The sequence below is a fragment of the Pseudomonas sp. Z1-14 genome, from assembly GCF_051132005.1.
Lineage (GTDB): Bacteria > Pseudomonadota > Gammaproteobacteria > Pseudomonadales > Pseudomonadaceae > Aquipseudomonas.
Genome location: NZ_CP071646.1, coordinates 1,641,738 through 1,665,423, shown reverse-complemented (window position 1 = coordinate 1,665,423; position 23,686 = coordinate 1,641,738). Strand labels below are relative to the sequence as shown.

At 62.5% G+C, this 23,686-nt stretch carries 27 protein-coding genes; 5 read left to right on the top strand and 22 right to left on the bottom strand.

The genetic code is table 11. The annotated features are described in order from the left end of the window. Nucleotides 1-84: 84 nt before the first annotated feature. Both J3P89_RS07805 and J3P89_RS07800 read left to right on the top strand, forming a co-directional pair. Entirely contained in the window at nucleotides 85-1,275 is a 1,191-nt protein-coding gene (locus J3P89_RS07805) for an osmoprotectant NAGGN system M42 family peptidase (RefSeq protein WP_434629286.1), read from the top strand. A 182-nt stretch (nucleotides 1,276-1,457) separates the two neighbouring features. After that, nucleotides 1,458-1,685 carry a YheU family protein gene (locus tag J3P89_RS07800; RefSeq protein WP_434697191.1) on the top strand — a complete coding sequence of 76 codons (228 nt, stop codon included), beginning with the start codon at nucleotides 1,458-1,460 and terminating at the stop codon, nucleotides 1,683-1,685. On the opposite strand, the gene csrA is transcribed toward J3P89_RS07800, so the two are convergent. The 3 genes from csrA to J3P89_RS07785 all read right to left on the bottom strand — a co-directional run bounded on the left by csrA (nucleotide 1,682) and on the right by J3P89_RS07785 (nucleotide 3,225). Then, entirely contained in the window at nucleotides 1,682-1,873 is a 192-nt protein-coding gene (csrA, locus tag J3P89_RS07795; protein ID WP_305499663.1) for a carbon storage regulator CsrA, read from the bottom strand. The two genes, J3P89_RS07800 and csrA, sit on opposite strands and share 4 nt — an antisense overlap. 146 nt (nucleotides 1,874-2,019) lie before the next feature. Beyond that, nucleotides 2,020-2,352: a YnfA family protein gene (locus tag J3P89_RS07790; RefSeq protein ID WP_434629283.1), complete on the bottom strand. Its 333-nt coding sequence runs from the start codon at nucleotides 2,350-2,352 to the stop codon at nucleotides 2,020-2,022. A 63-nt stretch (nucleotides 2,353-2,415) separates the two neighbouring features. Next, nucleotides 2,416-3,225 carry an SDR family oxidoreductase gene (locus tag J3P89_RS07785; RefSeq protein WP_434697190.1) on the bottom strand — a complete coding sequence of 270 codons (810 nt, stop codon included), beginning with the start codon at nucleotides 3,223-3,225 and terminating at the stop codon, nucleotides 2,416-2,418. A 412-nt stretch (nucleotides 3,226-3,637) separates the two neighbouring features. Between J3P89_RS07785 and J3P89_RS07780 the strand changes: the two genes are divergently transcribed. After that, the gene (locus J3P89_RS07780) at nucleotides 3,638-3,790 is read left to right on the top strand and encodes a DUF3309 family protein (RefSeq protein ID WP_018606531.1); all 153 of its coding nucleotides are present in this window, start codon (nucleotides 3,638-3,640) and stop codon (nucleotides 3,788-3,790) included. A 57-nt stretch (nucleotides 3,791-3,847) separates the two neighbouring features. Here the strand turns inward: J3P89_RS07780 and J3P89_RS07775 are convergent, their stop codons facing one another. The 12 genes from J3P89_RS07775 to ccmA all read right to left on the bottom strand — a co-directional run bounded on the left by J3P89_RS07775 (nucleotide 3,848) and on the right by ccmA (nucleotide 14,856). Then, nucleotides 3,848-5,941 carry an LTA synthase family protein gene (locus J3P89_RS07775; protein WP_434697189.1) on the bottom strand — a complete coding sequence of 698 codons (2,094 nt, stop codon included), beginning with the start codon at nucleotides 5,939-5,941 and terminating at the stop codon, nucleotides 3,848-3,850. A 382-nt stretch (nucleotides 5,942-6,323) separates the two neighbouring features. Then, nucleotides 6,324-7,199 (bottom strand): polyamine aminopropyltransferase, encoded by an 876-nt coding sequence (gene speE, locus J3P89_RS07770; protein ID WP_434697188.1) that lies wholly within the window; start codon nucleotides 7,197-7,199, stop codon nucleotides 6,324-6,326. 262 nt (nucleotides 7,200-7,461) lie between these two features. Beyond that, nucleotides 7,462-7,869 carry a hypothetical protein gene (locus J3P89_RS07765; protein ID WP_434697187.1) on the bottom strand — a complete coding sequence of 136 codons (408 nt, stop codon included), beginning with the start codon at nucleotides 7,867-7,869 and terminating at the stop codon, nucleotides 7,462-7,464. Between the two features lie 14 nt (nucleotides 7,870-7,883). Next, on the bottom strand, nucleotides 7,884-9,086 hold the full coding sequence (ccmI, locus tag J3P89_RS07760; protein WP_434697186.1) for a c-type cytochrome biogenesis protein CcmI: 1,203 nt from the start codon (nucleotides 9,084-9,086) through the stop codon (nucleotides 7,884-7,886). Next, on the bottom strand, nucleotides 9,079-9,552 hold the full coding sequence (locus J3P89_RS07755) for a cytochrome c-type biogenesis protein (protein WP_434572677.1): 474 nt from the start codon (nucleotides 9,550-9,552) through the stop codon (nucleotides 9,079-9,081). The genes ccmI and J3P89_RS07755 overlap by 8 nt, the downstream gene beginning before the upstream one ends. After that, nucleotides 9,549-10,085, bottom strand: coding sequence for a DsbE family thiol:disulfide interchange protein (locus tag J3P89_RS07750; RefSeq protein ID WP_095963989.1), 537 nt, complete (start codon nucleotides 10,083-10,085; stop codon nucleotides 9,549-9,551). The genes J3P89_RS07755 and J3P89_RS07750 overlap by 4 nt, the downstream gene beginning before the upstream one ends. Continuing rightward, the gene (locus J3P89_RS07745; RefSeq protein WP_434697185.1) at nucleotides 10,082-12,070 is read right to left on the bottom strand and encodes a heme lyase CcmF/NrfE family subunit; all 1,989 of its coding nucleotides are present in this window, start codon (nucleotides 12,068-12,070) and stop codon (nucleotides 10,082-10,084) included. Before J3P89_RS07745 ends, J3P89_RS07750 begins: the two co-directional genes overlap by 4 nt. 3 nt (nucleotides 12,071-12,073) lie before the next feature. Beyond that, entirely contained in the window at nucleotides 12,074-12,535 is a 462-nt protein-coding gene (ccmE, locus tag J3P89_RS07740) for a cytochrome c maturation protein CcmE (protein WP_434697184.1), read from the bottom strand. Beyond that, nucleotides 12,532-12,708 carry a heme exporter protein CcmD gene (gene ccmD / locus J3P89_RS07735; protein ID WP_007939192.1) on the bottom strand — a complete coding sequence of 59 codons (177 nt, stop codon included), beginning with the start codon at nucleotides 12,706-12,708 and terminating at the stop codon, nucleotides 12,532-12,534. Before ccmD ends, ccmE begins: the two co-directional genes overlap by 4 nt. Further along, nucleotides 12,705-13,460: a heme ABC transporter permease gene (locus J3P89_RS07730; RefSeq protein WP_434656498.1), complete on the bottom strand. Its 756-nt coding sequence runs from the start codon at nucleotides 13,458-13,460 to the stop codon at nucleotides 12,705-12,707. Before J3P89_RS07730 ends, ccmD begins: the two co-directional genes overlap by 4 nt. A 95-nt stretch (nucleotides 13,461-13,555) precedes the next feature. Then, nucleotides 13,556-14,224 (bottom strand): heme exporter protein CcmB, encoded by a 669-nt coding sequence (gene ccmB / locus J3P89_RS07725; RefSeq protein ID WP_434697183.1) that lies wholly within the window; start codon nucleotides 14,222-14,224, stop codon nucleotides 13,556-13,558. After that, nucleotides 14,221-14,856 carry a cytochrome c biogenesis heme-transporting ATPase CcmA gene (gene ccmA / locus J3P89_RS07720; RefSeq protein ID WP_434697182.1) on the bottom strand — a complete coding sequence of 212 codons (636 nt, stop codon included), beginning with the start codon at nucleotides 14,854-14,856 and terminating at the stop codon, nucleotides 14,221-14,223. Before ccmA ends, ccmB begins: the two co-directional genes overlap by 4 nt. Before the next feature lie 198 nt (nucleotides 14,857-15,054). Here ccmA and J3P89_RS07715 point away from each other — a divergent pair, with 198 nt between their 5' ends. Beyond that, a complete protein-coding gene (locus tag J3P89_RS07715; RefSeq protein ID WP_434697181.1) occupies nucleotides 15,055-16,626 on the top strand; it encodes a flagellar hook-length control protein FliK in 1,572 nt (523 codons plus the stop codon). After that, the gene (locus J3P89_RS07710; RefSeq protein ID WP_434629261.1) at nucleotides 16,623-16,952 is read left to right on the top strand and encodes an EscU/YscU/HrcU family type III secretion system export apparatus switch protein; all 330 of its coding nucleotides are present in this window, start codon (nucleotides 16,623-16,625) and stop codon (nucleotides 16,950-16,952) included. The genes J3P89_RS07715 and J3P89_RS07710 overlap by 4 nt, the downstream gene beginning before the upstream one ends. Nucleotides 16,953-18,110: 1,158 nt before the next feature. Here the strand turns inward: J3P89_RS07710 and J3P89_RS07705 are convergent. The 7 genes from J3P89_RS07705 to J3P89_RS07675 all read right to left on the bottom strand — a co-directional run bounded on the left by J3P89_RS07705 (nucleotide 18,111) and on the right by J3P89_RS07675 (nucleotide 23,664). Beyond that, nucleotides 18,111-18,506 (bottom strand): DUF2802 domain-containing protein, encoded by a 396-nt coding sequence (locus J3P89_RS07705; protein WP_434601459.1) that lies wholly within the window; start codon nucleotides 18,504-18,506, stop codon nucleotides 18,111-18,113. A gap of 1 nt (nucleotide 18,507) precedes the next feature. Continuing rightward, the gene (locus J3P89_RS07700; protein WP_003199144.1) at nucleotides 18,508-18,993 is read right to left on the bottom strand and encodes a chemotaxis protein CheW; all 486 of its coding nucleotides are present in this window, start codon (nucleotides 18,991-18,993) and stop codon (nucleotides 18,508-18,510) included. A 72-nt stretch (nucleotides 18,994-19,065) separates the two neighbouring features. Continuing rightward, entirely contained in the window at nucleotides 19,066-19,950 is an 885-nt protein-coding gene (locus J3P89_RS07695; protein WP_434697180.1) for a CheW domain-containing protein, read from the bottom strand. A 96-nt stretch (nucleotides 19,951-20,046) separates the two neighbouring features. Then, entirely contained in the window at nucleotides 20,047-20,838 is a 792-nt protein-coding gene (locus J3P89_RS07690; RefSeq protein ID WP_434629259.1) for a ParA family protein, read from the bottom strand. A gap of 49 nt (nucleotides 20,839-20,887) precedes the next feature. Next, nucleotides 20,888-21,772: a flagellar motor protein MotD gene (motD, locus tag J3P89_RS07685; protein ID WP_434572659.1), complete on the bottom strand. Its 885-nt coding sequence runs from the start codon at nucleotides 21,770-21,772 to the stop codon at nucleotides 20,888-20,890. A 15-nt stretch (nucleotides 21,773-21,787) separates the two neighbouring features. Then, complete coding sequence (locus J3P89_RS07680; protein ID WP_434572657.1) at nucleotides 21,788-22,528, bottom strand: flagellar motor protein; 741 nt, start codon at nucleotides 22,526-22,528, stop codon at nucleotides 21,788-21,790. After that, nucleotides 22,528-23,664, bottom strand: a complete 1,137-nt coding sequence (locus J3P89_RS07675; protein ID WP_434697179.1) for a protein-glutamate methylesterase/protein-glutamine glutaminase — start codon at nucleotides 23,662-23,664, stop codon at nucleotides 22,528-22,530. Before J3P89_RS07675 ends, J3P89_RS07680 begins: the two co-directional genes overlap by 1 nt. Nucleotides 23,665-23,686: the final 22 nt, after the last annotated feature.

Genomic DNA, 23,686 nt, shown 5'->3' with positions numbered 1-23,686 from the left:
GGACCGCTTCGCGGCCCAGCGGGAGCAAGCTCCCTCGCCACAAGGTTCCCCTATGCAAAACTTAACGTTCCGCGAGGAGTTTCCATGATCAGCAAAATTCCCGAACCGGATCTCGCATACCTGCAGAAAGTCCTGTTGGAAATGCTCGCCATTCCCAGCCCGACCGGCTTCACCGATACCATCGTTCGGTACGTTGCCGAGCGACTCGAAGAGCTGGGCATCCCTTTCGAAATGACCCGGCGCGGCACGATCCGCGCCACCCTCAAGGGCCGCAAGAGCAGCCCCGACCGGGCCGTATCGGCTCACCTGGACACCATCGGCGCCTCCGTTCGCGCCATCAAGGACAACGGCCGCCTGACGCTGGCGCCGGTGGGCTGCTGGTCGAGCCGCTTTGCCGAGGGCAGCCGGGTCAGCCTGTTTACCGACACTGGGGTGATCCGTGGCAGTGTGCTGCCGCTGATGGCTTCCGGGCACGCGTTCAACACCGCCGTGGATGAGATGCCCATCAGCTGGGACCACATCGAACTGCGCCTGGACGCCTACTGCGCCACCCGCGCCGATTGCGAAACGTTGGGGGTGGGCATCGGCGACTATGTGGCGTTCGACCCCTTGCCGGAGTTCACCGAAAGCGGCCATATCAGCGCCCGTCACCTGGATGACAAGGCCGGGGTCGCCGCGTTGCTGGCGGCGCTCAAGGCGATTGTCGACAGCGGCGAGGAACTGTTGATCGACTGCCACCCGTTGTTCACCATCACCGAGGAAACCGGCAGCGGCGCGGCGGCCGCGCTGCCTTGGGACGTCAGCGAATTCGTCGGGATAGACATTGCACCGGTCGCGCCAGGCCAGCACTCCAGCGAACATGCGGTAAGCGTGGCCATGCAGGACTCGGGAGGCCCGTACGACTACCATCTGTCGCGACATTTGCTGAAGCTGGCCAAGGAGCACGAACTGCCGGCGCGCCGCGACCTGTTTCGCTATTACTTCAGCGACGCCCATTCGGCGATTACCGCCGGGCACGACATCCGCACTGCCCTGCTCGCCTTCGGCTGCGACGCGACCCATGGTTACGAGCGCACCCACATCGACAGCCTGGCCGCGCTGAGCCGCCTGCTCGGTGCCTACATCCTGAGCCCTCCGGTATTTGCCAGCGACGCCCAACCGGCCCAGGGATCACTGGATCGCTTCAGCCATCAGATCGAGCACGATGCGCAGATGGAAAGCGACACACGGGTGCCGTCGGTGGACAGCCTGATCGGGCACCGTTCGGATAGCTGAACCAAGCCCTTATCGATTCTTACGATGCTTTCGCGAGCAGGCTCGCTCCCACAGGGTAATTACGCCATCGAGGTGGGAGCGAGCCTGCTCGCGATGAGGCCCGCATGGCTCTACAGAACTCAGGCTAGCCGCAGCAGCGCATCCACCGTAGCATCCGCTCTATTGTTTTGCGGAGCCCCACCATGCTGATCCCCTACGACCAACTCGAAGTCGATACGCTCACCCGCCTGATCGAGGATTTCGTCACCCGTGAGGGTACTGACAATGGCGACGATACCCCGCTGGAAACCCGCGTCCTGCGGGTCAGGCAGGCCCTGACCAAAGGCCAGGCCATGATTGTCTTCGATCCCGAAAGCGAACAGTGCCAATTGATGCTCAAGCACGATGTGCCCAGACATCTGTTCGATTAACCGACCTTGCGGTCGGACCCGGCCTTTTTTCTTTGGATCCTGTCGTAGACCTCGGAACGATGAACCTCCACATGCCGAGGCGCTTCTACGCCAAAGCGCACGGTGCCGCCGCTGATCGACAGCACACGGACGGAAATCTCATCACCGATGGAAATCAACTCACCTACGGTACGGCTTAATACGAGCATGGTCTTGTCCTTAAGAGTGATTGGACATTGACCATGCACGGCCTGTTTTCCGAGCACAAGATACCGGCGGGAATTCAGTAAACCCCTACGAACAACTGTCCATTGGCTGAAGGAAACGTCCTGCAAAACCACGCCGAAACGGCAGTTTATGGCCCCGAAAAACGCGGACCGAACAGAATCACGCTGGCCCCCACGACACAGAGGGCCACGCCGATCCAGTCGGAACCCAGCGGCCGCACCCGTTCCACCACGGCCAGCCAGCCGATCGAGGCGATGATGTAAATGCCACCGTAGGCGGCGTAGGCACGACCGGCATAAGTGGCTTCGATGCGCGTCAGCAACAGGGCGAATAACGCAAGGCTGAGCAGCGCCGGCACGATCCACCAGGCACTCTTGCCCTGGCGCAACCACATCCAGAAGGCGTAGCAGCCAGCGATCTCGAACAGCGCGGCGAGAAAAAACCACAGGTAATTGAGCATTGCTATGTCCATCAGGAAGGCACGAATGGCGCCATCCTGAGGACACCCGGCAATCAGGTCAACTCAGGCCTGCCGTGCCTTGGCGCGCATCTTGTCGGCCATGGCGGTCATTTCGTCGTACAGCAGTTGTGGATTTTTCTGTTTGAGGGCCCAGGCCATGCGCCCCTGCTCGTGGGGCAGGATCATGAATTCACCCTGGGCGACATGCTGGTAGATGTAATCGGCAATGTCCGCCGCGGTGATCGGCGAGCTTTCCAGCAGTTTGCCCACCTGGGCCTTCATGGCCGGGGTCGGGCCACGGAACGAGTCCAGCAGGTTGGTCTGGAAGAACGACGGACATACCACATGTACGCCGATTTCCTGCTGGGCCAGCTCGACCAGCAGGCTTTCCGACAGCGCCACGACGCCGGCCTTGGCCACGTTGTAGTTGCTCATGGCAGGCCCCTGCATCAGCGCCGCCATGGAGGCGATGTTGATGATCTTGCCGCGGCTTTTTTCCAGCAGTGGCAGGAACGCCTTGCAGCCCTTGACCACCCCCATCAGGTTGATTGCGATCTGCCAGTCCCAATCCTCCAGCGAGAGCTCGCTGAAGAACCCGCCCGAAGCCACGCCAGCGTTATTGACGATGATGTCGATGCCGCCAAGCTTCTCCTCGCAGGCCTGGGCGAATGCGGTGAGCTGGCTGTAGTCGCGCACGTCACAGCGCTGGACGAAACCCTCGCCACCGGCATCGCGCACCAGCCTGAGGGTTTCCTGAAGGCCGGGCTCGCTGACATCGGACAGGGCCAGGCGCCAGCCTTCACGGGCCCAGCGCAGCGCGATTTCGCGGCCCAGGCCGGAGCCGGCACCGGTGATCATCATGCGATTTTGCATAGGGAAACAGCCTTGTTGTTCCGGGAGAGATGCGCCGAGTGTAGCGAAGGACCCGAACAGACCCATGCACCATCAGATTGCTGAATGGCGAGGGCAAACCGTGGAAGGTTGAGGTACCTGGGCGAGGGAGTGCTCTCGCTGGGCGGGCTGGCGTTCCAGCGCGGAGCGGCCCCCATGATGCCGCCTCGTTAACGGAGTCGGTTTCAATTAAAGGGCCGCTACGCAGCCCAGCGGGAGCAAGCTCCCTCGCCACGGGGTTTCAGTGCTCTTGTGTTTTACGCTCAACAATAAAAACTTTTGAATTTTTTACAGGACGTTACGGTCGGACTTAATAAGCCGCCCGGATTCAACGCACGCGCGCTGGCAGTTGAAAGTTACATCACTCCAGAACTGACCAATAAGGAAATCAACAATGGGCACTATTCTTATCATCATCCTGATCCTCCTGCTGATCGGTGGCCTTCCGGTCTTCCCGCACTCCAGAAGTTGGGGTTATGGCCCGTCCGGTATCATCGGCGTTGTGCTGGTCGTGCTGTTGATCTTGTTGTTACTTGGCAAGATATAAAACACCAAGCGTAAAAAAAGAGGCCTTTGAGGCCTCTTTTTTTATACGTCGCGATTATCAGTCCGGCTTGCCGTCAACAACACCGGCGGTGTTATCCAGCAGGCTCTTGGTCGCGGTTTGCAGGAACGCCTCGAGCTTGAGTTTCATCTCTGCGGTGTCAGGTGCGTCCGGGATGATCTCGGCATGCGGATTGGCCCCCAGCTGATAGCGGAACAGCTTCGCTGGCATGGCCTTTTCTTCCGGCAGCACCAGGATCCTGTCGTCGCGAATAATCGCGGTGGTCTGGTCGCTGCCCGACGGCTTGATCACGCCAAACCCGGTGTCGCCTGACGGCAGGTTCAACAGGTCACGGCCCCAGCACTGGTTACGCACCTGCCCACCGAGCCGTCCCATGATGGTTGGAACGATATCGACCTGGGTGCCCACCGTGTGGCTGCGCTGACCGAATTTTTCCTGGATGCCCGGGCCGATCAGCAACATCGGCACGTTGAAGCGGCCAAGGTCCATTTCGGTGATCTGGCGCTCGTTGCCGAAGCCATGGTCGCCAACCACGACAAACAGGGTTTCCTTGAAGTAAGGCTCCTTGCGCGCCTTCTCGAAGAACTGCCCCAGCGCCCAATCGGAGTAACGCATGGCGGTCAAGTGTTCGTTCAGGCGACCACGGTCCGTGACCGGCTCGACCGGCAACGGCGTCGGCAGTGCGTAAGGCGTGTGGTTGGACAGGGTCTGCAACAACGCATAGAACGGCTTGCCGTTCTCGCGCGCCTTGAGCTCGATCAGGCCACGGTCGAACATGTCCTGGTCGGACACGCCCCAGGTCGGGTCGGAGAACACCGGGTTCACATAGTCATTGCGTCCGATGAACGTGGTCATGCCCTGGTTGCTGAAGAAACCCGACTGGTTGTCCCAGGCGAAATCGCCGTTGTAGACATACACATCGTCGTAGTCCCGGGCGCTGAGCAGTTGCGGCAGGCCCGAGAGCTTGTGACTGCCTTCCGGTGTCTGCATCAGGTATTCAAAACCGGGCAGGTTCGGGAAACACGCCATGGTGGCGAACATGCCCTGGTGGGTGTGGGTGCCGTTGGAGAAGAAGCGGTCGAACAGCAGGCCTTCCTTGGACAGCTTGTCCAGGTATGGCGTGATGTTACCCGGCGCGCCCAGGGCGCCTACCGAGTGACCGGCCATGCTTTCCATGAGGATCACCACCACGTTCTTGATCGGCAGTGTCTTGTCGGCCGGCGGCGTGTAGTCGCGTCTTACCGCGGCAGTCCCGGCGTCGACGAGCTTGTCGTCGGGCATCACCAGCATGTCGCGCACGGTCTGCTGCGCCAGCGACGACTCGAGGGTGGCCTTCCAGACATTGTCACGGTGTTCGGACATCCGGCTCTTGGCCGCCGCCACCAGCGAAAGCGTACCGTTGAGGCCCAACTGGTTGGCGAAGTTCGAATCGGTGGTATAGACGTCGCCCCAACGCAGGGGCGGGCCTTGGCGCAAGGTGCCACGGGCGGCGGCGACGGCCACCACCAGGCAGACCAGGAACACCGCGACGCGGCCATACCACGGGGCGATCTGGCGGGTGCCGATGCTGCCGCCACTGAACGGCCCGCGTGGCCGGGTAGCGCGATCAGCACCCTTGAAGGCCAGGGCCAGGATCAGCGTGCCGCCGGCCCAGGCCAGCAGGTAGCGCACCACCGGGAAACCGTACCAGAGCATGCTCATGACGGTTTTCGGGTCTTCCTGCACATATTGGAAGACCAGGCCGTTGAGGCGCTGGTGGAACTCGCGGTAGAAGTCCATTTCCATCAAGCCGAGAAACAGCGCGATGCTGGACGTGACGGTCAGCCAGAAACGAAAGAATCCACGTGCCGCCATCGCCCGTGCGCTGAACAGGGCCAGCAGCAGCGGGATGCACAGGTAGACCACCAGGCGCACGTCGAAACGCAGGCCGTTGGCGAACGCTTCAACGAAGGTAGAGGCCGGTGTATCAAGGATCATCTCGCGGTTGTAGACCAGCAGCGCAACGCGCAGCAGGCTCAGCATGACCATCATCACCAACGCACAGAGCAACGTGTAGGCCAGGTGCGATTTGACGGTCGGTTGCAGCAGGCGATGCGTGGTGCGCTGCTGACTCAGGGCGTCCGGGATTGCCATGTCGTTTGAGGACCTATTGGAGTTGGAGTGACAAATAGAACAACGGCGCGCCCTCTGTTGGCCAGATATCAGGCCCGGGGCTTGCGCAAGTGCGCGAATGTCGCACGAACGGCCATGGCATTGCCATTAAATAACCGCTGGCGACAGAGCGCGGGGGATTGTCGACAAGACTTAGTGAAAATTTCGTTCAATGAATATCTGGAAACACAAAAGCACCCCAGCGCTCTTGTGGCGAGGGAGCTTGCTCCCGCTGGGCTGCGAAGCGGCCCCCAACACACGCTGAGGCAACTGGGTGTGTCAGGTAGATCCAGGAGGGCCGCTTCGCGCCCCAGCGGGAGCAAGCTCCCTCGCCACAGAAGGATCTCGCCTCAATTGCGGGGCTTCAGTCGTTGCTCGGCTTGTTGATCGCCTGCAGCACATACTGCGGCATGGCGAACGCGCCCAGGTGGATCTCGGGGTTGTAGTAGCGCGTCACGATACCGCTGCCAATGAAGCGCTCGCGCAGGGTTTCGCGAGAAAGCTTGCGGTGAGCGGTATCAGTCGAGCCCCAGGCGAAGGTCATGGCGCCGCCGATGTAGGTCGGCACAGCGGCCTGGTAGAAATGCCAGTCGGCGAACAGGCCGTGCAAGCGTCCGGCGGTGGTCTGCACTTCGCCCAGTTGCATGAACGGCGTGCCGTTCTGGGTCACCAGGATCCCGCCTTCGTTCAGGCAGCGATGGCAAGCCTGGTAGAAGTTTTCCGAGAACAGCGCTTCGCCCGGGCCGATCGGGTCGGTGGAATCGGAAATGATGACGTCGAATTTCTCCTGGGTGGTGGCGACGAAACGCATGCCATCGTCGATCACCAGGTTCAGCCGCGGGTCGTCGTAGGCACCCTTGGAGTGGTTGGGCAGGAACTCCTTGCACATGTCCACCACCGTGCCATCGATCTCGACCATGGTGATGTGTTCGATGCCAACGTGCTTGGTCACTTCACGGAGCATGCCGCCGTCACCGCCACCGATGATCAGCACGCGCTTGACGGCGCCATGAGCGAGGATGGGTACGTGGGTGAGCATCTCGTGATAGATGAATTCATCGGCTTCGGTGGTCTGGATGACACCATCCAGGGCCATGACCCGGCCCATGCGCGGGTTCTCGAAAATCACCAGGTGCTGGTGCTCGGTGCGCACTTCGTGCAGCAGCTTGTCCATGCGAAAACGCTGGCCATAGCCTTCGTAGAGGGTTTCCAGGTAGTCGCCGGTCGGGGTGGTCGTCATGGTCAGGTGCTCCGATCAATACGCGTTGGCCAGTTAAGGCTCGCAAAGGCGCGCATTCTACGACGCTGGGGATGACAGGTCGAACCTTCTACTGTCTGACGCCGCAACGCAACCTTCGTGGCGAGGGAGCTTGCTCCCGCTGGGCTGCGCAGCAGCCCCCGGAAGAACTGGGCAGGCCTGGCTGAAATACCGAGGAAAGCTCAGGGCTACTTCGTAGCCCAGCGGGAGCAAGCTCCCTCGCCACAAGGGCCGGCAATGGGCTTCAGTGAAACTTCTGTCCGAGCCCCGCCGGTACGCCTTCGATAGTGGTTTCTTCCCACGGGCCGTTCGGGCTGACGGAGCGGCTCCAGCCGTTGTTCCAACGATAATAGGTGCGCTGGCGATAGAACGTGTTGGGCTGCTTGTCCAGCACATAGACCCCGAGCTTGGCGTCCCAGTGGCTGTTGCCGCCTGGTGGTGGAGCGAAACTGGCGGAAGTGCGCGGCAGCGGCTTGGCCGGTTTGTTCGGGGTCACGGGTTTGCCGGGCGCGGTCGACGGGCCTGGTTTGGTGGTCGGCGTCGAAGGCGGAATCGGTGGCAATGGCGCCGAAGGCTCCGGTGGACGCTGGACCGCACAAGCGCTCAGGCCCAGGATGAGGGTGAGCAGGGTCATACGAGCGATGGCGGTCATGGTGCGAATTCCTGTCATTGGTCCGGACTGTCGATAATCAATTGTTGTAGCGCCGTGGTGCTGCTCGCCAGGGGCTGGCTGCGACCGATCCACTCGCCGGCGGTGGGTTGGCCGGCTCGGGAGATGCGCGCCACCAGTTGGACTTCAGGGAAGTTCGACAGTTTCAGCTGCGGCATCATCGCGTCAGCGTCACCCAGCTCGACGCTGGCCGGCAGGTCGGCGACGGTCAGGCGCCTGGCCGCCAACGGCGCGGGCGGGCCGGACACGGCGCGAGCAAAAATGAACACGCTGTCGCCCGGCTGCACCTTGGCTTTGAGGGCCGGATCGAGCTCGACACGGACCTTGAGCAGCGCCGTAGCCTTGGCGACTGGCGCCTGGGCAACCTTGCCGCCGTTGGCTTGGAGCTTCTCGGTGGCGCGAGTGATGCCCCCCTGCAACGCCTCCCGCGACTTGTCGTCTTCGGGCAACTGCGCCAGCAGGCGGCCCCAGTAATCGATCGCCTCCTGATAGCGCTCGCCTTCGAACGCGGCGATGCCCAACAGGCCGAGGCTGGTGACTTCCTTCGGATCGAGCTTCAGCGCCTCGTCGGTGAGGGCCTGGACCTTGTCCGACCATTTCTTGCCGTCGGCAAAATACTGCGCCTGGGCCCACTGTCCGAGCAGCTCGGGCTGGCGGCCGGCCAGTGCCACGGTGCGCTCGAAGATCTTTGCCGCATCCGCCGGCCGATCCTGCGCCATGTAGGTACGCCCGAGGAAATACAAACCTTCGGCGGAATCCGGTTGTGCCGCCACCGCGCGCTCCAGGCGCAAAGTCATTTCTTCCATGGACTTGGGCGCCTGGGCGAATTCACGGGTCAGCTCGACCTTGTCGCTGGCGCCGAAATGCAGGTACAGCGCCAGGCCCAATACCGGCACCAATACCGCCGCGAGCAGCGGCAACGGCTTGCCCAGTCGCGATTCGCGCGGCGCCTCGGCGCCCTCGGTGTCGGCGAGCAATTCACGGGCGGCCTCGGCGCGACCGGTGTCCAGTTGCGCGGCGTTGAGCACGCCCTCCTCCCGCTCGGCCTGCAGTTCGGCGACGCGCTCCTGGTACAGCGCCACGTTCAGCGCAGTACGGTCTTCTTCCAATTGGGCGCGGCGGCCACGCAACACGGGGATCAACAGAAAACTCAGGGCAACCAGGAGAAGCAGACCTGCGGCGAGCCAGAAATCAATCATGCTTGGTTTTATCCAACAGTTGGTCGAGGCGCTGGCGCTCTTCGACAGAAAGCGTGTCCGGGGCGGCAGTGCGCTGGACCCGGCGGCGACGCACGATCACCGCGATGACGACGAAACCACCGAGCAGCAGCCCGGCGGGGCCGAACCAGAGCAGCGCGGTCTTGGAAGACAGCGCCGGGTTGTAGCGCACGAACTCACCGTAGCGATCGACCATGAAGTCGATGATCTGCTGGTTGTCCTTGCCCTCGCCGAGCATGCGGAAGATCTCCTTGCGCAGGTCGGCGGCAATCGGCGCGTTGGAGTCTGCGATGTCCTGGTTCTGACACTTGGGGCAGCGCAGTTCCTTGGTCAGTTCGCGAAACCGCTCACGCTCGGCATCGTTGGCAAATTCGTAAGTGTCGATGGCGGCGTGGGCCACACCCGCCAGGCTCAAGCCGAGGACGGCAGCCGCTAACCAGCGCCTCATGGCTTGGCCTCGTCCACCAGTGCCTGATATTTGCCGGCCAGCTTCTCGCGCCAGACCTGCTCGTCGATCACCCCGATGAACTTGTCCCGGATGATGCCCTTGGCGTCGATAAAGAAGGTTTCCGGCGCACCGTAGACGCCCAGGTTCAGGCCGAGGGTGCCCTCCTCGTCACGGATGTCCAGTTGATACGGATTGTGGAACTCGGCCAGCCACTTCAAGGCATCGGCGTTGACGTCCTTGTAGTTGACGCCGTAGATCACCACGCCGTTCTGGGCCAGTTTGTTCAGCACCGGATGTTCGACCCGGCAGGAAATGCACCAGGTGCCCCACACGTTGACCAGCGCCGGCTTGCCCAGCAGGTCGGCGCGGGTCAGGGTCTTGTCGCCTTGTACCGATGGCAGGGAGAACTCCGGAAACGGTTTGCCGATCATCGCCGAGGGCAATTCGGACGGGTTCAGGTAAAGCCCGCGGTACAAGAACACCGCCATCACCAGAAACAGCGCCAGCGGCAACACCATCAACCAACGTTTCATGCAGTGGCTCCCGTCACGCCCAGGGCTTCGCGCACCCGGGTTTTCACTTTGACCCGATAGCGTCGATCCAGCGCAGCCAATACGCCGCCCAGGCCGGTGAGCAGGCCACCGAACCAGATCCAGCGTACGAACGGCTTGACGTGGACGCGTACCGCCCAGGCGCCATCACCGAGGGGTTCGCCCAGCGCCACGTAGAGGTCGCGGGTGAAACCGGCGTCGATCCCGGCTTCGGTCATCACCGAGTTCTGTACGGTGTAGAGGCGTTTTTCCGGGTGCAGCACGGTGATCTGCTGGCCGTCGCGAATGACCCGTACGGTGCCTTTGTCGGACGTGAAGTTCGGACCTTCGAAATGCCTGGCGCCCTCGAAAACGAACTGATAACCGCCCAGGTCCATGGACTCGCCCGGTGCCAGGCGCAGGTCGCGTTCGGCGCTGTTCTGGCTGGACAGCACCACACCGAGGGCGCAGACGGCGATCCCCAGGTGGGCGAGTTGCATGCCCCAGTAACTGCGGGTCAGGGTCGGCAGGCCTTTGACAAGGCCTTTATGGCGGGTCTTGTCGAAAATATCCCGCACGCCCGCCAGCAATACCCACGCCGCCAGCACGAATGTCGCCAGCACCGCCCAGTTGAAATCGCCATAAGCGATGCCCGCCACCACGGCCAGGGCGGCGGTGCCGAGCAGCACCGGCGTGAGCATGCCCAGCAGCCAATTGACCGGCGTGTCCTTCCAGCGCACCAGCATACCGATCGCCATCACCACCATCAGGATCGCCATCAGCGGAATGAACAATGCGTTGAAATACGGCGGGCCGACCGACAGCTTGGCGCCGGACAACGCATCGAGCACCAGCGGATACAGCGTCCCGAGGAGGATCATGGACGCCGCCACCACCAGCACCAGGTTATTGCCCAGCAGCAGGGTTTCCCGGGACCAGAGGTTGAAGCCGACCTGGCTTTTCACCACGGGTGCACGCAGGGCGAACAGCGTCAGCGAACCGCCGACCACGAACAGCAGGAACATCAGGATGAATACGCCACGCTCGGGGTCCGAGGCGAAGGCATGCACCGAGGTCAGCACGCCGGAGCGCACCAGGAAGGTCCCGAGCAGGCTCAGCGAGAACGCCGCGATCGCCAGCAGCACGGTCCAGCTCTTGAACACGCCGCGTTTTTCGGTGACGGCCAGGGAGTGGATCAGCGCCGTGCCGACCAGCCATGGCATGAAGGAGGCGTTCTCCACCGGGTCCCAGAACCACCAGCCGCCCCAGCCGAGTTCGTAATAGGCCCACCACGACCCGAGTGTGATGCCGATCCCGAGGAAGGCCCAGGCGACAATGGTCCATGGCCGCGACCAGCGCGCCCACGCGGCGTCGAGGCGACCACCGAGCAAAGCGGCGATGGCGAACGCGAAGGCCACGGAAAAGCCGACGTAGCCCATGTAGAGCATCGGCGGATGGACGATCAGACCGATGTCCTGAAGCAACGGGTTGAGGTCGCGCCCGTCCATCGGCACTTGCGGCAGGATGCGCTCGAACGGGTTTGACGTGAGGATGAGGAACAGCAGGAAACCGATGCTGATCATGCCCATCACCGCCAGCACCCGGGCCAGCATCACTTGCGGCAGCTGTCGGGAGAACACGGACACCGCGAAGGTCCAGCCGGCAAGAATCAACGCCCAGAGCAGCAACGAACCTTCGTGGGCACCCCACACCGCGCTGAACTTGTAGTACCAGGGCAAGGCGCTGTTGGAGTTGCTGGCGACATAGGCCACGGAAAAATCGTCGGCCATGAACGCGTAGGTCAGGCAGCCGAACGCGAACAGCATGAATGCAAACTGCCCCCATGCCGCCGGCTGGGCGAGGCTCATCCACAAGCGGTCGCCACGCCAGGCACCGAGCAACGGCACAACCGCCTGGACCAGGGAAAAACACAAGGCCAGGATCATCGCCAGATGGCCCAGCTCAGGAATAAACAGACCGGCATTCATCGATCAACCCTCCTTCACGGGAGCGGGAGCGGGCGCCGACTGGCCGCTGTCTTTCAGGGCCTTGGTCACTTCCGGCGGCATGTATTTCTCATCGTGCTTGGCCAGCACTTCGTCGGCCACCACCACGCCATCGGCGTTGAGTTTGCCCAAGGCAACGATGCCCTGCCCTTCGCGGAACAGGTCCGGGAGGATCCCGCGATAGGTGATGGTCACGGTCTTGTTGAAGTCGGTGACGTTGAACTTCACGTCCAGCGAATCACCGGAACGCGCCAGCGAGCCCTGCTCCACCATGCCGCCAGCGCGGATGCGCGTATCCTTGGGCGCTTCGCCATTGGCGATCTGGGTCGGGGTGTAGAACAGGTTGATGTTCTGTTGCAAGGCGCTGAGGGCGAGGCCGACCGCCGCGCCGACGCCGACCAGGATCGCCAGGATGATGACAAGACGTTTTTTGCGCAGCGGATTCACTGACCGTTCTCCCGACGCAGACGACGCGCCTCTTGTTGCAGATACCGCTTGCGGGCCAGGATCGGCGCCGCCACGTTGAGGGCCAGCACCGCCAGGCAGATGCCATAGGCTGACCAGACATACAGGCCGTGATGGCCCATGGCGAGGAAGTCGCCGAATGACGCGAAACTCATCGAGCGGCCTCCAGGCTGTTCTGTACTTCGGCTTTCACCCAACTGGCGCGGGCTTCGCGCTTGAGCACTTCGAGGCGCATGCGCAGCAGCAACACCGCGCCGAAGAAGCAGTAGAAACCCAGCACGGTCAGCAGCAGCGGCAGCCACATCTCGACCGGCATCGCCGGTTTTTCGGTGAGGGTGAAGGTCGCGCCCTGATGCAGGGTGTTCCACCATTCCACCGAGTACTTGATGATCGGGATGTTGATCACGCCGACAATCGCCAGCACCGCGCAGGCCTTGGCCGCGCTGTCACGATTGCTGATGGCGTTGCCCAGCGCAATAAGACCGAAGTACAGGAACAGCAGGATCAGCATCGACGTCAGTCGTGCATCCCAGACCCACCATGAACCCCAGGTCGGCTTGCCCCAGATTGCCCCGGTGACCAGCGCCACGGCGGTCATCCAGGCACCGATGGGCGCTGCGCATTGCAGCGCGACGTCGGCCAGCTTCATCTTCCACACCAGCCCGACCACACCGCAGATCGCCAGCATCACGTAGACCGACTGGGCGAGCATCGCCGCCGGAACATGGATATAGATAATGCGAAAGCTGTTGCCCTGCTGGTAGTCCGGCGGCGCGAAAGCCAGGCCCCAGACCAGGCCGATGCCGATCAGCAACAGGGCGGCGATACTCAACCAGGGCAGCATCTTGCCGCTGATGCCGTAGAACCACTTGGGTGAGCCGAGCTTATGAAACCAGGTCCAGTTCATTGCAGTTTCCATCACGGTTGCGGCTCGTCTTCACGAGCCGCCAGGTCAGCCTTCGCTTCCAGTGGAAGTGGTCAATTCCTGACCAGGCCGCATTATTATTCGCCGACGCTGATCTTCAGGCCAGCGGCTATTGCAAAGGGTGTCAGGGTTATCGCCAGGGCGGTCAGGCTCCCAAGCCACAGCAGATAACCGGTTGCCGGCAGGCCTTGCAGCGCCGCTTGCAAGGCGCCACTGCCGAGGATCAGTACCGGTATGTACAGCGGCAGGATCAGCAGCGCCAGCAACAAGCCGCCACGCTTGAGCCCTACCGTCAGCGCCGCACCCACCGCGCCGAGCAGGCTCAGCACCGGCGTGCCGAGCAACAGTGACAGCAGCAGCACCGGCATGCACGCGGCGGGCAAGCCCAGCATCATCGCAAGCAGCGGCGAGAGCAGCACCAGCGCCAGGCCGGAAAAAACCCAGTGTGCCAGTACCTTGGCCAAAACCAGAAGGGCCAGGGGGTGCGACGAAAGGACCCACTGCTCCAGGGAACCGTCTTCGAAATCACTGCGGAAAAGCCCGTCCAGCGAGAGCAGGACCGACAAAAGCGCGGCCACCCAGACCAGTCCCGGCGACAAGGTTTGCAACAATTGAGTCTCCGGACCGACCGCCAGAGGGAACAACGCGATGACGATCGCAAAAAACACCAGCGGATTGGCCAGTTCAGCCGGACGCCGAAATAGCAGGCGTGCTTCACGGGCAAGCAACAGGCCAAAGACGCTCATACCGCCCAGTTCCCCAGGTCAATGCTGCGATAGCCGGCGGGCATCCGGGTCAACGTGTGATGGGTCGTCAACAACACCATGCCGCCGCTCTCGCAATGCCGGGCCAGGTGTTCTTCGAGCTGTGCGACGCCCTGCTTGTCCAGTGCGGTGAAGGGTTCGTCGAGAATCCACAGCGGCGGGCTGTCCAGGTACAACCGGGCCAGGGCCACGCGGCGCTGCTGGCCGGCCGACAATGTGTGGCTGGGCACGTCCTCGAAACCCTTCAGACCTACCGCCACCAGGGCCTGCCAGATCGCCTCGCGACCGGCCGGCCGGTGCAAGGCGCACAGCCAGCTGAGGTTTTCTTCCGGCGTCAGCAGGTCCTTGATACCGGCGGCATGGCCGATCCAGAGCAGGTTGCGGGCCAGTTCGCTGCGCTGGCTGTCCAGGGGCTGGCCGTTGAGCAGCACCTGGCCCGCGGTGGGTTGCATCAACCCGGCCAGCAGGCGCAACAGGCTGGTCTTGCCGCTGCCGTTGGGGCCACTGACTTGCACCATATCGCCACGCGAGAGTCTCAATTCGAGATTTTCGAAAAGCAGCCGCAGGTCTCGCTCGCAGGCGAGGCCGATGGTTTGCAAGAGAGGACTGGTCAAGGGATCGCGGGCCTTATACGGTTCAAGTCGGCAGTGCAGCGGCCGTTAAAGTGATGCAGCATAGATGCATTGACGGCCCGTTCCACAGAGCTGCGTCAAACAATTGCAAGATTTTCGCCGCTCTCTGGAAGGCGGGCGGCATTATACATGTGAAGCCTCGCTCCAAAGAGCGCTGATTTCCCCAAGGTAAGACCGCAGATGACAGGCGACATGAACATCCCGCCGCTGCCCCAGCCCACGGCAACGACACGCATGCCGGCAGTGACTGGCGAGCTGCTCAAGTTGCTGGCGCCGGCCGAGGGGCTGATCGGCCCGGGCCAGACAGCCAAGGCCGAGGTATTGTCACTCAAGCAGGCGGACCAGGCCTTCCAGCTGTTGCTCAAGCTGACCCTGGAGAGCGGCCGGCAGGCCACGGTACAGGCCACCAGCACCCAGCCGTTGCCGCAAGGTACCAGCCTGGCCGTGACCCAGCCGTCCGCCAGCAACCTGGCGATCACCGTGCAACAGGCGCTCGCATCCAGTGTCGCCGCCCTGACCCGCATCGACACTGCGCAATTACCCGTGGGCACCTTGTTGCAGGGTAAAGTCCTGACCAGCCAGGCGCTGCCGCAATTGCCAGGGCAAGCGGCGGTATATCGCTCGCTGGTGAGTTTGCTCAACACCGTCCAGGCCGGCAGCACCCTGGACATCGACAGCCCCCAGCCCCTGCGCATCGGCACGTTGTTGAGCGCTCAGGTGCAGGATGCGCAGACCTTGAAGTTCGTCCCCCTGAGCACCCGCCAGGAGCAATTGGCGGTCAGCCAGCAACTGGTTACGCAGGTGAGCCGCCAGGGTTCGCTGGACAGCTTGCTGACTGCCCTGCAAAACCTTCCCGCCAGCGACGACGCCGGCCCCGAGCTGCGCGCGGCAGTAACGCGCCTTTTGGCCGGTCTGCCGGACATCCAGCAGCTGAGCACACCCAAGGGCCTGGCCCAGGCCATGGTCGCCAGCGGCATGTTCCTGGAGAGCAAACTCCTCGCCGGGCAGCCGCCGAGCCTCGCCCCGGACATGAAAGGCGACCTGCTGAAACTGATCGCCCAACTGACACCGGCCCTGCCCGCTTCCACCAATCTCAGCGCCATCATCGCCGCCAACACCCTGGCTCAGGCGCTGCCCAGCTTCGTGCGCAGTGCCTTGGGGATGCTTGGCCAGGTCAGCGCCAAGCCGCAACCCACGAGTTTTCCGCTGCCCTCACGCCTGCTCAAAGGCCAGGACGAAGAAGGCGATCTGGAGCACCTGTTGCGTCTGGCCGCAGCCGCTGTCTCGCGCCTGCAAAGCCACCAGTTATCGAGCCTGGAGCAGACCGGACTGACCGACGATGGCCGGCTGATGAGCACCTGGCAGTTGGAGATCCCGATGCGCAACCTGCAGGACATCGTGCCATTGCAGGTCAAGTTCCAACGCGAGGAAACCCCTGCCCGGGAGCAGCCGGACGAGCGCCGCGAACCACGCGAAGCGAAACAGCAATTGTGGAGGGTCGAGTTGGCGTTCGACATGGAGCCGCTGGGCCCGTTGCAGATTCAGGCCCAGTTGCTCGGCGGCAGCCTGTCCAGCCAGTTGTGGGCGCAAAGGCCGTACACGGCAAGCCTGATCGAAAGCAACCTGACCGCCCTGCGCGAGCGCCTGGTGACCTGCGGGCTGAACGTCGGCGACCTGGATTGCCACCTCGGCACCCCGCCCCAGGGGCCCAAGACCCGACTGGATCAACGCTGGGTGGACGAAACCGCATGACAACCCATACCGAACCCCGCCAGGCCATCGCACTCAAGTACGACGGCCACCACGCCCCCACCCTCACCGCCAAGGGCGACGAAGCCCTGGCCGAGGAAATCCTGCGCATCGCCCGGGAAAGCGAAGTGCCGATCTATGAAAACGCCGAATTGGTGAAATTGCTGGCGCGGCTGGAGTTGGGCGATAGCATCCCCGAGGAGCTGTACCGCACGATCGCCGAGATCATTGCCTTTGCCTGGAACCTGAAGGGCAAATTCCCCCAAGGCTTCGACCCCCACGCGCCGGATGTCGAAAAGGACGTGACGGACCGCGGGGATGATTACTGACCAGCAACGACGCTACCCCCGTGGCGAGGGAGCTTGCTCCCGCTCGGCTGCGCAGCGGCCGCAAAAGCCTGGGGCCGCTGCGCGACCCAGCGGGAGCAAGCTCCCTCGCCACGGGGTCTGGGTAGGAATGACTATTTCTAAACGCCAGAAAAACCTGTGGGAGCGAGCCTGCTCGCGAAGGCGTCGGGTCAGTCAGCATCTTTATTGACTGTCACGCCGCTTTAGCGAGCAGGCTCGCTCCCACACAGAAATCACGGAACACGGGAATGGTTACTGACCAGCCACGGGGGTAGGAATGACTATTTCTGAACATCAGAAAAACCTGTGGGAGCGAGCTTGCTCGCGAAGGCGTCGGGTCAGTCAACATCTTTATTGACTGTCACGCCGCTTTCGCGAGCAGGCTCGCTCCCACACAGAAATCACGGAACACGGGAATGGTTACTGACCAGCCACGGGGGTAGGAATGACTATTTCTGAACGCCAGAAAAACCTGTGGGAGCGAGCTTGCTCGCGAAGGCGTCGGGTCAGTCAGCATCTTTATTGACTGTCACGCCGCTTTCGCGAGCAGGCTCGCTCCCACACAGACGTCACGGAACACGGGAATGGTTACTGACCAGCAACGACGCTACCCCCGTGGCGAGGGAGCTTGCTCCCGCTCGGCTGCGCAGCGGCCGCAAAAGCCTGGGGCCGCTGCGCGACCCAGCGGGAGCAAGCTCCCTCGCCACGGGGTCTGGGTTGAAATGACTATTTCTGAACATCAGAAAAACCTGTGGGAGCGAGCTTGCTCGCGAAGGCGTCCGGTCAGTCAGCATTTTTATTGACTGTCACGCCGCTTTCGCGAGCAGGCTCGCTCCCACACAGAAGTCACGGAACACGGGAACGGTTACTGACCAGCCACGACGCTACCCCCGTGGCGAGGGAGCTTGCTCCCGCTCGGTCGCGCAGCGGCCGCAAAAAGCCTGGGGCCGCTGCGCGACCCAGCGGGAGCAAGCTCCCTCGCCACGGGGTCTGGGTAGGAATGACTATTTCTGAACGCCAGAAAAACCTGTGGGAGCGAGCTTGCTCGCGAAGGCGTCGGGTCAGTCAGCATCTCCATTGACTGTCACGCCGCTTTCGCGAGCAGGCTCGCTCCCACAGGGTTCAGGGGGAGAAATAGCTTCAGCCGCCCTTGTGCAACTTGCTCATCAATTCCGCTTCGGCCTGGGTCAGACCACACGCCTGGGTCAGTTCGTCGACGCTGGCGCCCATGCCGACCAGGCGGGCGGCCTGGGCGAAGGACAGGCTGGAGGGGTCGCGCTGTTCCAGCTGCGCCAGTTTGTCCGGCAATGGCCCGACCACGGCACGCAGCTCATGGAGCGCTTCGCCCATGCGCACGGTGCCGTTCTGATAGTCGTCGACGCGCTTGGCCAGGTCGCGGATGCGCTGATCGCGCAGCGCATCGCCCTGGGCCTGCTGAGCGGCGATCTGCCGCTGGCCGCGTATATAGGACACGAACATTGCCAGCGTGCCTGCCCAGAAAAGGAACAGGACAATGACTGCTACCTCAAGAATCAAATCAGATACTCTCCAGTTCCGACCACTCTTCTTCGCTCATCATCTTGTCCAGTTCAACCAGGATCAGCAACTCGTTGTTCTTGTTGCACACGCCCTGAATGAACTTGGCGGACTCTTCGTTACCGACGTTCGGCGCGGTTTCGATTTCCGACTGACGCAGGTAAACCACTTCGGCGACGCTGTCGACCATGATGCCAACCACTTGCTTGTCGGCTTCGATGATGACGATCCGGGTGTTGTCGCTGATCTCGGCGTTCATCAGGCCGAAGCGTTGACGGGTATCGATCACGGTGACCACGTTGCCACGCAGGTTGATGATCCCCAGCACATAGCTTGGCGCACCTGGAACCGGGGCGATTTCGGTGTAGCGCAGCACTTCCTGAACGCGCATCACGTTGATGCCGTAGGTTTCGTTATCGAGCTTGAAGGTCACCCATTGCAGAATCGGATCTTCAGAACCCTTTTGAGACGACGCCTTATCATTCATACCCTGACCCCTCGAAAAACCGCCTGTGGCGGTGTGTGTTCTGTCCGGCGGCGCCCTGCGCCCCCGGTTGTCTTATTTCGGTTTCTGGACCGGCTTGCTGCCGCCCAGGTGTTTTGCCCCGCCGCTGGCGATCAGCTCCGCCAGTTCGGAAACGTCCAGCAAGGCGCACATGTGTTCGATCACCGTACCGGCCAGCCATGGCCGTTGTCCTCGATGGCTGCGCCATTTGATTTCGTTCGGGTCCAGGCGCAGCGAACGGCTGACCTGATGCACCGCCAATCCCCACTCGTAGCCTTGCACTGAAATCACGTATTGCAGGCCCTGGCGAAAATCATCGCGATAACGGTCCGGCATGACCCAGCGCGCGGTGTCCAGCACCTTCAGGTTGCCGGCCTGGCTCGGCAGGATTCCGAGGAACCATTCCGGTTGGCCGAACAACGGCGTCAATTCCTGCCCCGCCAGGGAATAAATCGATCCCAGGCACACCAGCGGCACCGCCAGGGTCAACCCGGCCACATCGAACAACAGACACTCGAACGGCTCGGCGGCCCAGGCCGGACGGTCGTCGCCCTGCACCGGCGGCGGTGTGTTGCTCGGCGGCGGCAAGTGGATTTCGACTACCGGCGTCACCAGGCCCTGCAACAACGGTGCAACGGTCGAGACCGGCGCCAGGATCGGCGTGGGCGCTTCCATCACGGCCACCTTCGGCTTGACGAGCGGCGCCTCGACCGCTGCGGCAGTCATGGAAATCCGTGCATCACGGGCCTGCTCTTCGAGCACGGCCGCCTGGAACTCGTCCAGTACAGCTTCAGCTTCGGCTTCGACGACGGGCTCGGGCAACGCCTCGGCCGCGCTCGGCGGCGCTGGCAATTCTTCGGTCGCTTCCTGCAAGAGCCCGTCCAGGTAGGACTGCAAGGCCAGTTGCGGACGCGAGGTTGTCTTGATCGGGCGGTTCATGAGAACTGTGCGCCACTTGAAAAGGTTATCGGCATGGATACGTCAGGACTTGAGCGCCCGCAAGCAAGCACAACGGCTGTGGAAAACTTCGTCACTTCAAGCCACCTGCTGCGGAACGAGCTGCTGGGCCAGCAAATGCTTGAGAAGCGCGCGATAGGCCAGGATGCCACGGCTTTTTCCATCGAATTGCGAAGGGGTCACGCCGGCGCGGCTGGCGTCTCGCAGACGCGTATCGACCGGGATATAACCTTGCCAGATGTCCTCGGGGTACATATCGCGCAGCACGCGCAGGGTACCGAGGGACGCCTGGGTGCGACGGTCAAACAGGGTCGGCACGATGTTGAACGCCAGGGATTGCTTGCGCGAGCGGTTGACCATCGCCAGGGTGTTGACCATGCGCTCCAGGCCTTTGACAGCCAGGTGTTCGGTCTGCACTGGTATCACCAGTTGCTGGCTCGCGGCCAGGGCGTTGACCATCAATAGCCCGAGCAATGGTGGGCTGTCGATGATTGCGTAATCGAAATCCTGCCACAGCTGCGCCAGACTCTTGGCGATCACCAGGCCCAGGCCGCCCTGCCCGGGCGACTGGCGCTCCAGGGTGGCCAGGGCCGTGCTCGATGGCAACAGGGAAATCCGCTCGTCACTGGTAGACAGCAACAACTGGCCCGGCAGGCCCTCGGGCACGCTGCCCTTGTGCAGGAACAAGTCGTAGTTGCTGTGCTCCAGGCTATCGGGATCGTAGCCGAAATAGCTGGTCATCGAGCCGTGGGGGTCCAGATCGACGATGACCACGCGCTTGCCCGCCTCGGCCAGCAAACCGGCTAAAGCGATGGAGGATGTGGTTTTGCCCACACCACCTTTTTGATTGGCGACTGCCCAGACTCTCATTCGGATCGTTCCTCCCGGTCGAAACGGGTTCGACCGAGAAATAGCTCGGTTATAAAGCCGGTGACGGAGAATTGACGGCGTTCTGTCTTTCCGGCGACTTGACCGGGGTCGGTGCAGTTTGTGTGCCAGCCCGCTTCAATGCCGCATCGGGTTTTGCATTGGCGGTGCCGGTACCGGTCAGGCTGCGCCGGACATCAAGGTTGCGCGACACCACGAGCACTACCCGCCGGTTGCGCGCGCGCCCTTCGGCGGTGGCGTTGTTGGCCACCGGCTGGAACTCGCCATACCCCACCGAGGCCAGGCGTCCGGGATTGACGCCCTGCATGGCAAGCATGCGCACGATGCTCGCCGAACGTGCCGACGACAGCTCCCAGTTGGTCGGGTACTGCGCGGTGCGGATCGGCTGGTCATCGGTGAAACCTTCGACGTGGATCGGGTTGTCGAACGGTTTCAGGATCGCCGCGACCTTATCGATGATATTGAACGCCATGTCGCTAGGCATCGCGTCGCCGCTACCGAACAGCAGGCTGGAGTTGAGCTCGATCTCGACCCACAACTCATTGCCGCGCACGGTCATCTGGTTGGAGCTGATCAGGTCGCCGAACGCCGCGCTGATGTCGTCGGCAATGCTTTTCAACGGATCGCTGCCACCGGCAATGCCAGCATCAACCTGCTCGCTGTCCTTGACCAACGGCTTGGCCGGGGTCGTCGTCTTCGGGCGTTCGTCGCCGATGGGAATCGGCTTGAGAGCACGGTCCGAATCAGTGAAAACGCCAATCAACGCTTCGGAAATGACCTTGTACTTGCCCTCGTTGACCGAGGAGATCGAATACATGACCACAAAAAAAGCGAACAGCAACGTGATGAAGTCGGCGTAGGAAACCAGCCAGCGTTCATGGTTGACGTGTTCTTCACGATGTCTGCGACGTGCCATGTTCCATGTCTCCCATCAGTCCATGAAGCCCTGGAGCTTCAATTCGATGGAGCGCGGGTTTTCACCTTCGGCGATCGACAGGATCCCTTCCAGCAGCATTTCGCGGTAGCGCGACTGGCGCATGGCGATGGACTTGAGCTTGGCCGCGATCGGCAGCAGCACCAGGTTGGCGCTCGCCACACCATAGATGGTAGCGACGAAGGCCACGGCAATGCCGCTGCCCAGCTGCGACGGGTCGGCCAGGTTGCCCATCACATGGATCAGGCCCATCACCGCACCGATGATGCCGATGGTCGGCGCATAGCCGCCCATGCTTTCGAAGACTTTCGCCGCTTCGATGTCGCGACTTTCCTGGGTGTAGAAATCCACCTCCAGGATGCTGCGGATCGCTTCCGGCTCGGCGCCGTCGACCAGCAACTGCAGACCCTTGCGCGAGTAGCTGTCGGGTTCGGCGTCGGCCACCCCTTCCAGACCCAGCAGACCTTCCTTGCGGGCGGTCAGGCTCCAGTTCACCACGCGGTCGATGCCGCCGGCCAGGTCGACCCGCGGCGGGAACAGAATCCACACCAATACCTGCATGGCGCGCTTGAAGGCGCTCATCGGCGACTGCAACAGCGCAGCGCCTACGGTGCCACCGATGACGATCAACGCGGCCGGGCCGTTGGCCAACGCGCCGAGGTGACCGCCTTCCAGGTAATTGCCACCAATGATGGCGACGAACGCCATGATGATGCCGATCAGGCTGAGCACGTCCATTACAGGCACGCCTCGACCAGATGTTTACCCATGTCGTCCAGGCTGTAGACCGCGTCGGCCAGGTCGGCCTTGACGATTGCCATGGGCATGCCATAGATCACGCAACTGGCCTCGTCCTGGGCCCAGATCGCGCTGCCGCCCTGCTTGAGCAGGCGCGCGCCCTCGCGACCGTCGGCGCCCATGCCGGTGAGGACCACCGCCAGAACTTTGTCGCCGTAGGATTTCGCCGCGGAACCGAAGGTAATGTCCACGCAAGGCTTGTAGTTGAGACGCTCGTCACCTGGCAGGATTTTCACCGCGCCACGGCCGTCGATCATCATCTGCTTGCCACCCGGCGCCAACAGCGCCAGGCCCGGCCGCAGGATGTCGCCGTCCTCGGCTTCCTTGACGCTGATGCGGCAGAGTTTGTCCAGACGCTCGGCAAATGCCTTGGTAAATGCCGCGGGCATGTGCTGGATCAGCACGATGGGCGCCGGGAAATTCGCCGGCAGTTGGGTCAGGACCCGCTGCAGCGCCACCGGACCGCCGGTGGACGTACCGATGGCAACCAGTTTGTAGGCCTTGCGCTTGGGTGCCGGCGACGCTGCGCTGGCCGGTGCCGAGCGCGCCGGTGCAGGTGCCGGAGCACTGCGAACCGGTGCCGGATTGAAGCTGCTTGACGCGGATGCAGACGCGGGCGCGGACGTCGGCGCAACAACCGGCGCGGGCGCCGGTGGGCTGTAGGCACTGACCCGGCGATTGCTGCGGGAAATGCTGTGGACTTTCTCGCACAGCAACTGGCGGACCTTGTCCGGGTTGCGCGAGATGTCTTCGAAATTCTTCGGCAGGAAGTCGACCGCCCCGGCGTCCAGCGCATCGAGGGTGACACGGGCGCCTTCATGGGTCAGGGACGAGAACATCAATACCGGGGTCGGGCAGCGCTGCATGATATGCCGCACCGCCGTGATGCCGTCCATCATCGGCATCTCGTAGTCCATGGTGATCACGTCCGGCTTGAGCGCCAGCGCCTGATCGATCGCCTCTTTGCCGTTGGTCGCCGTACCGACGACCTGAATGCTGGTGTCCGCCGAAAGAATTTCCGAGACGCGGCGGCGGAAGAACCCCGAATCGTCCACCACCAGGACTTTAACTACCATAAACACTCCGTTAGACGAGGCG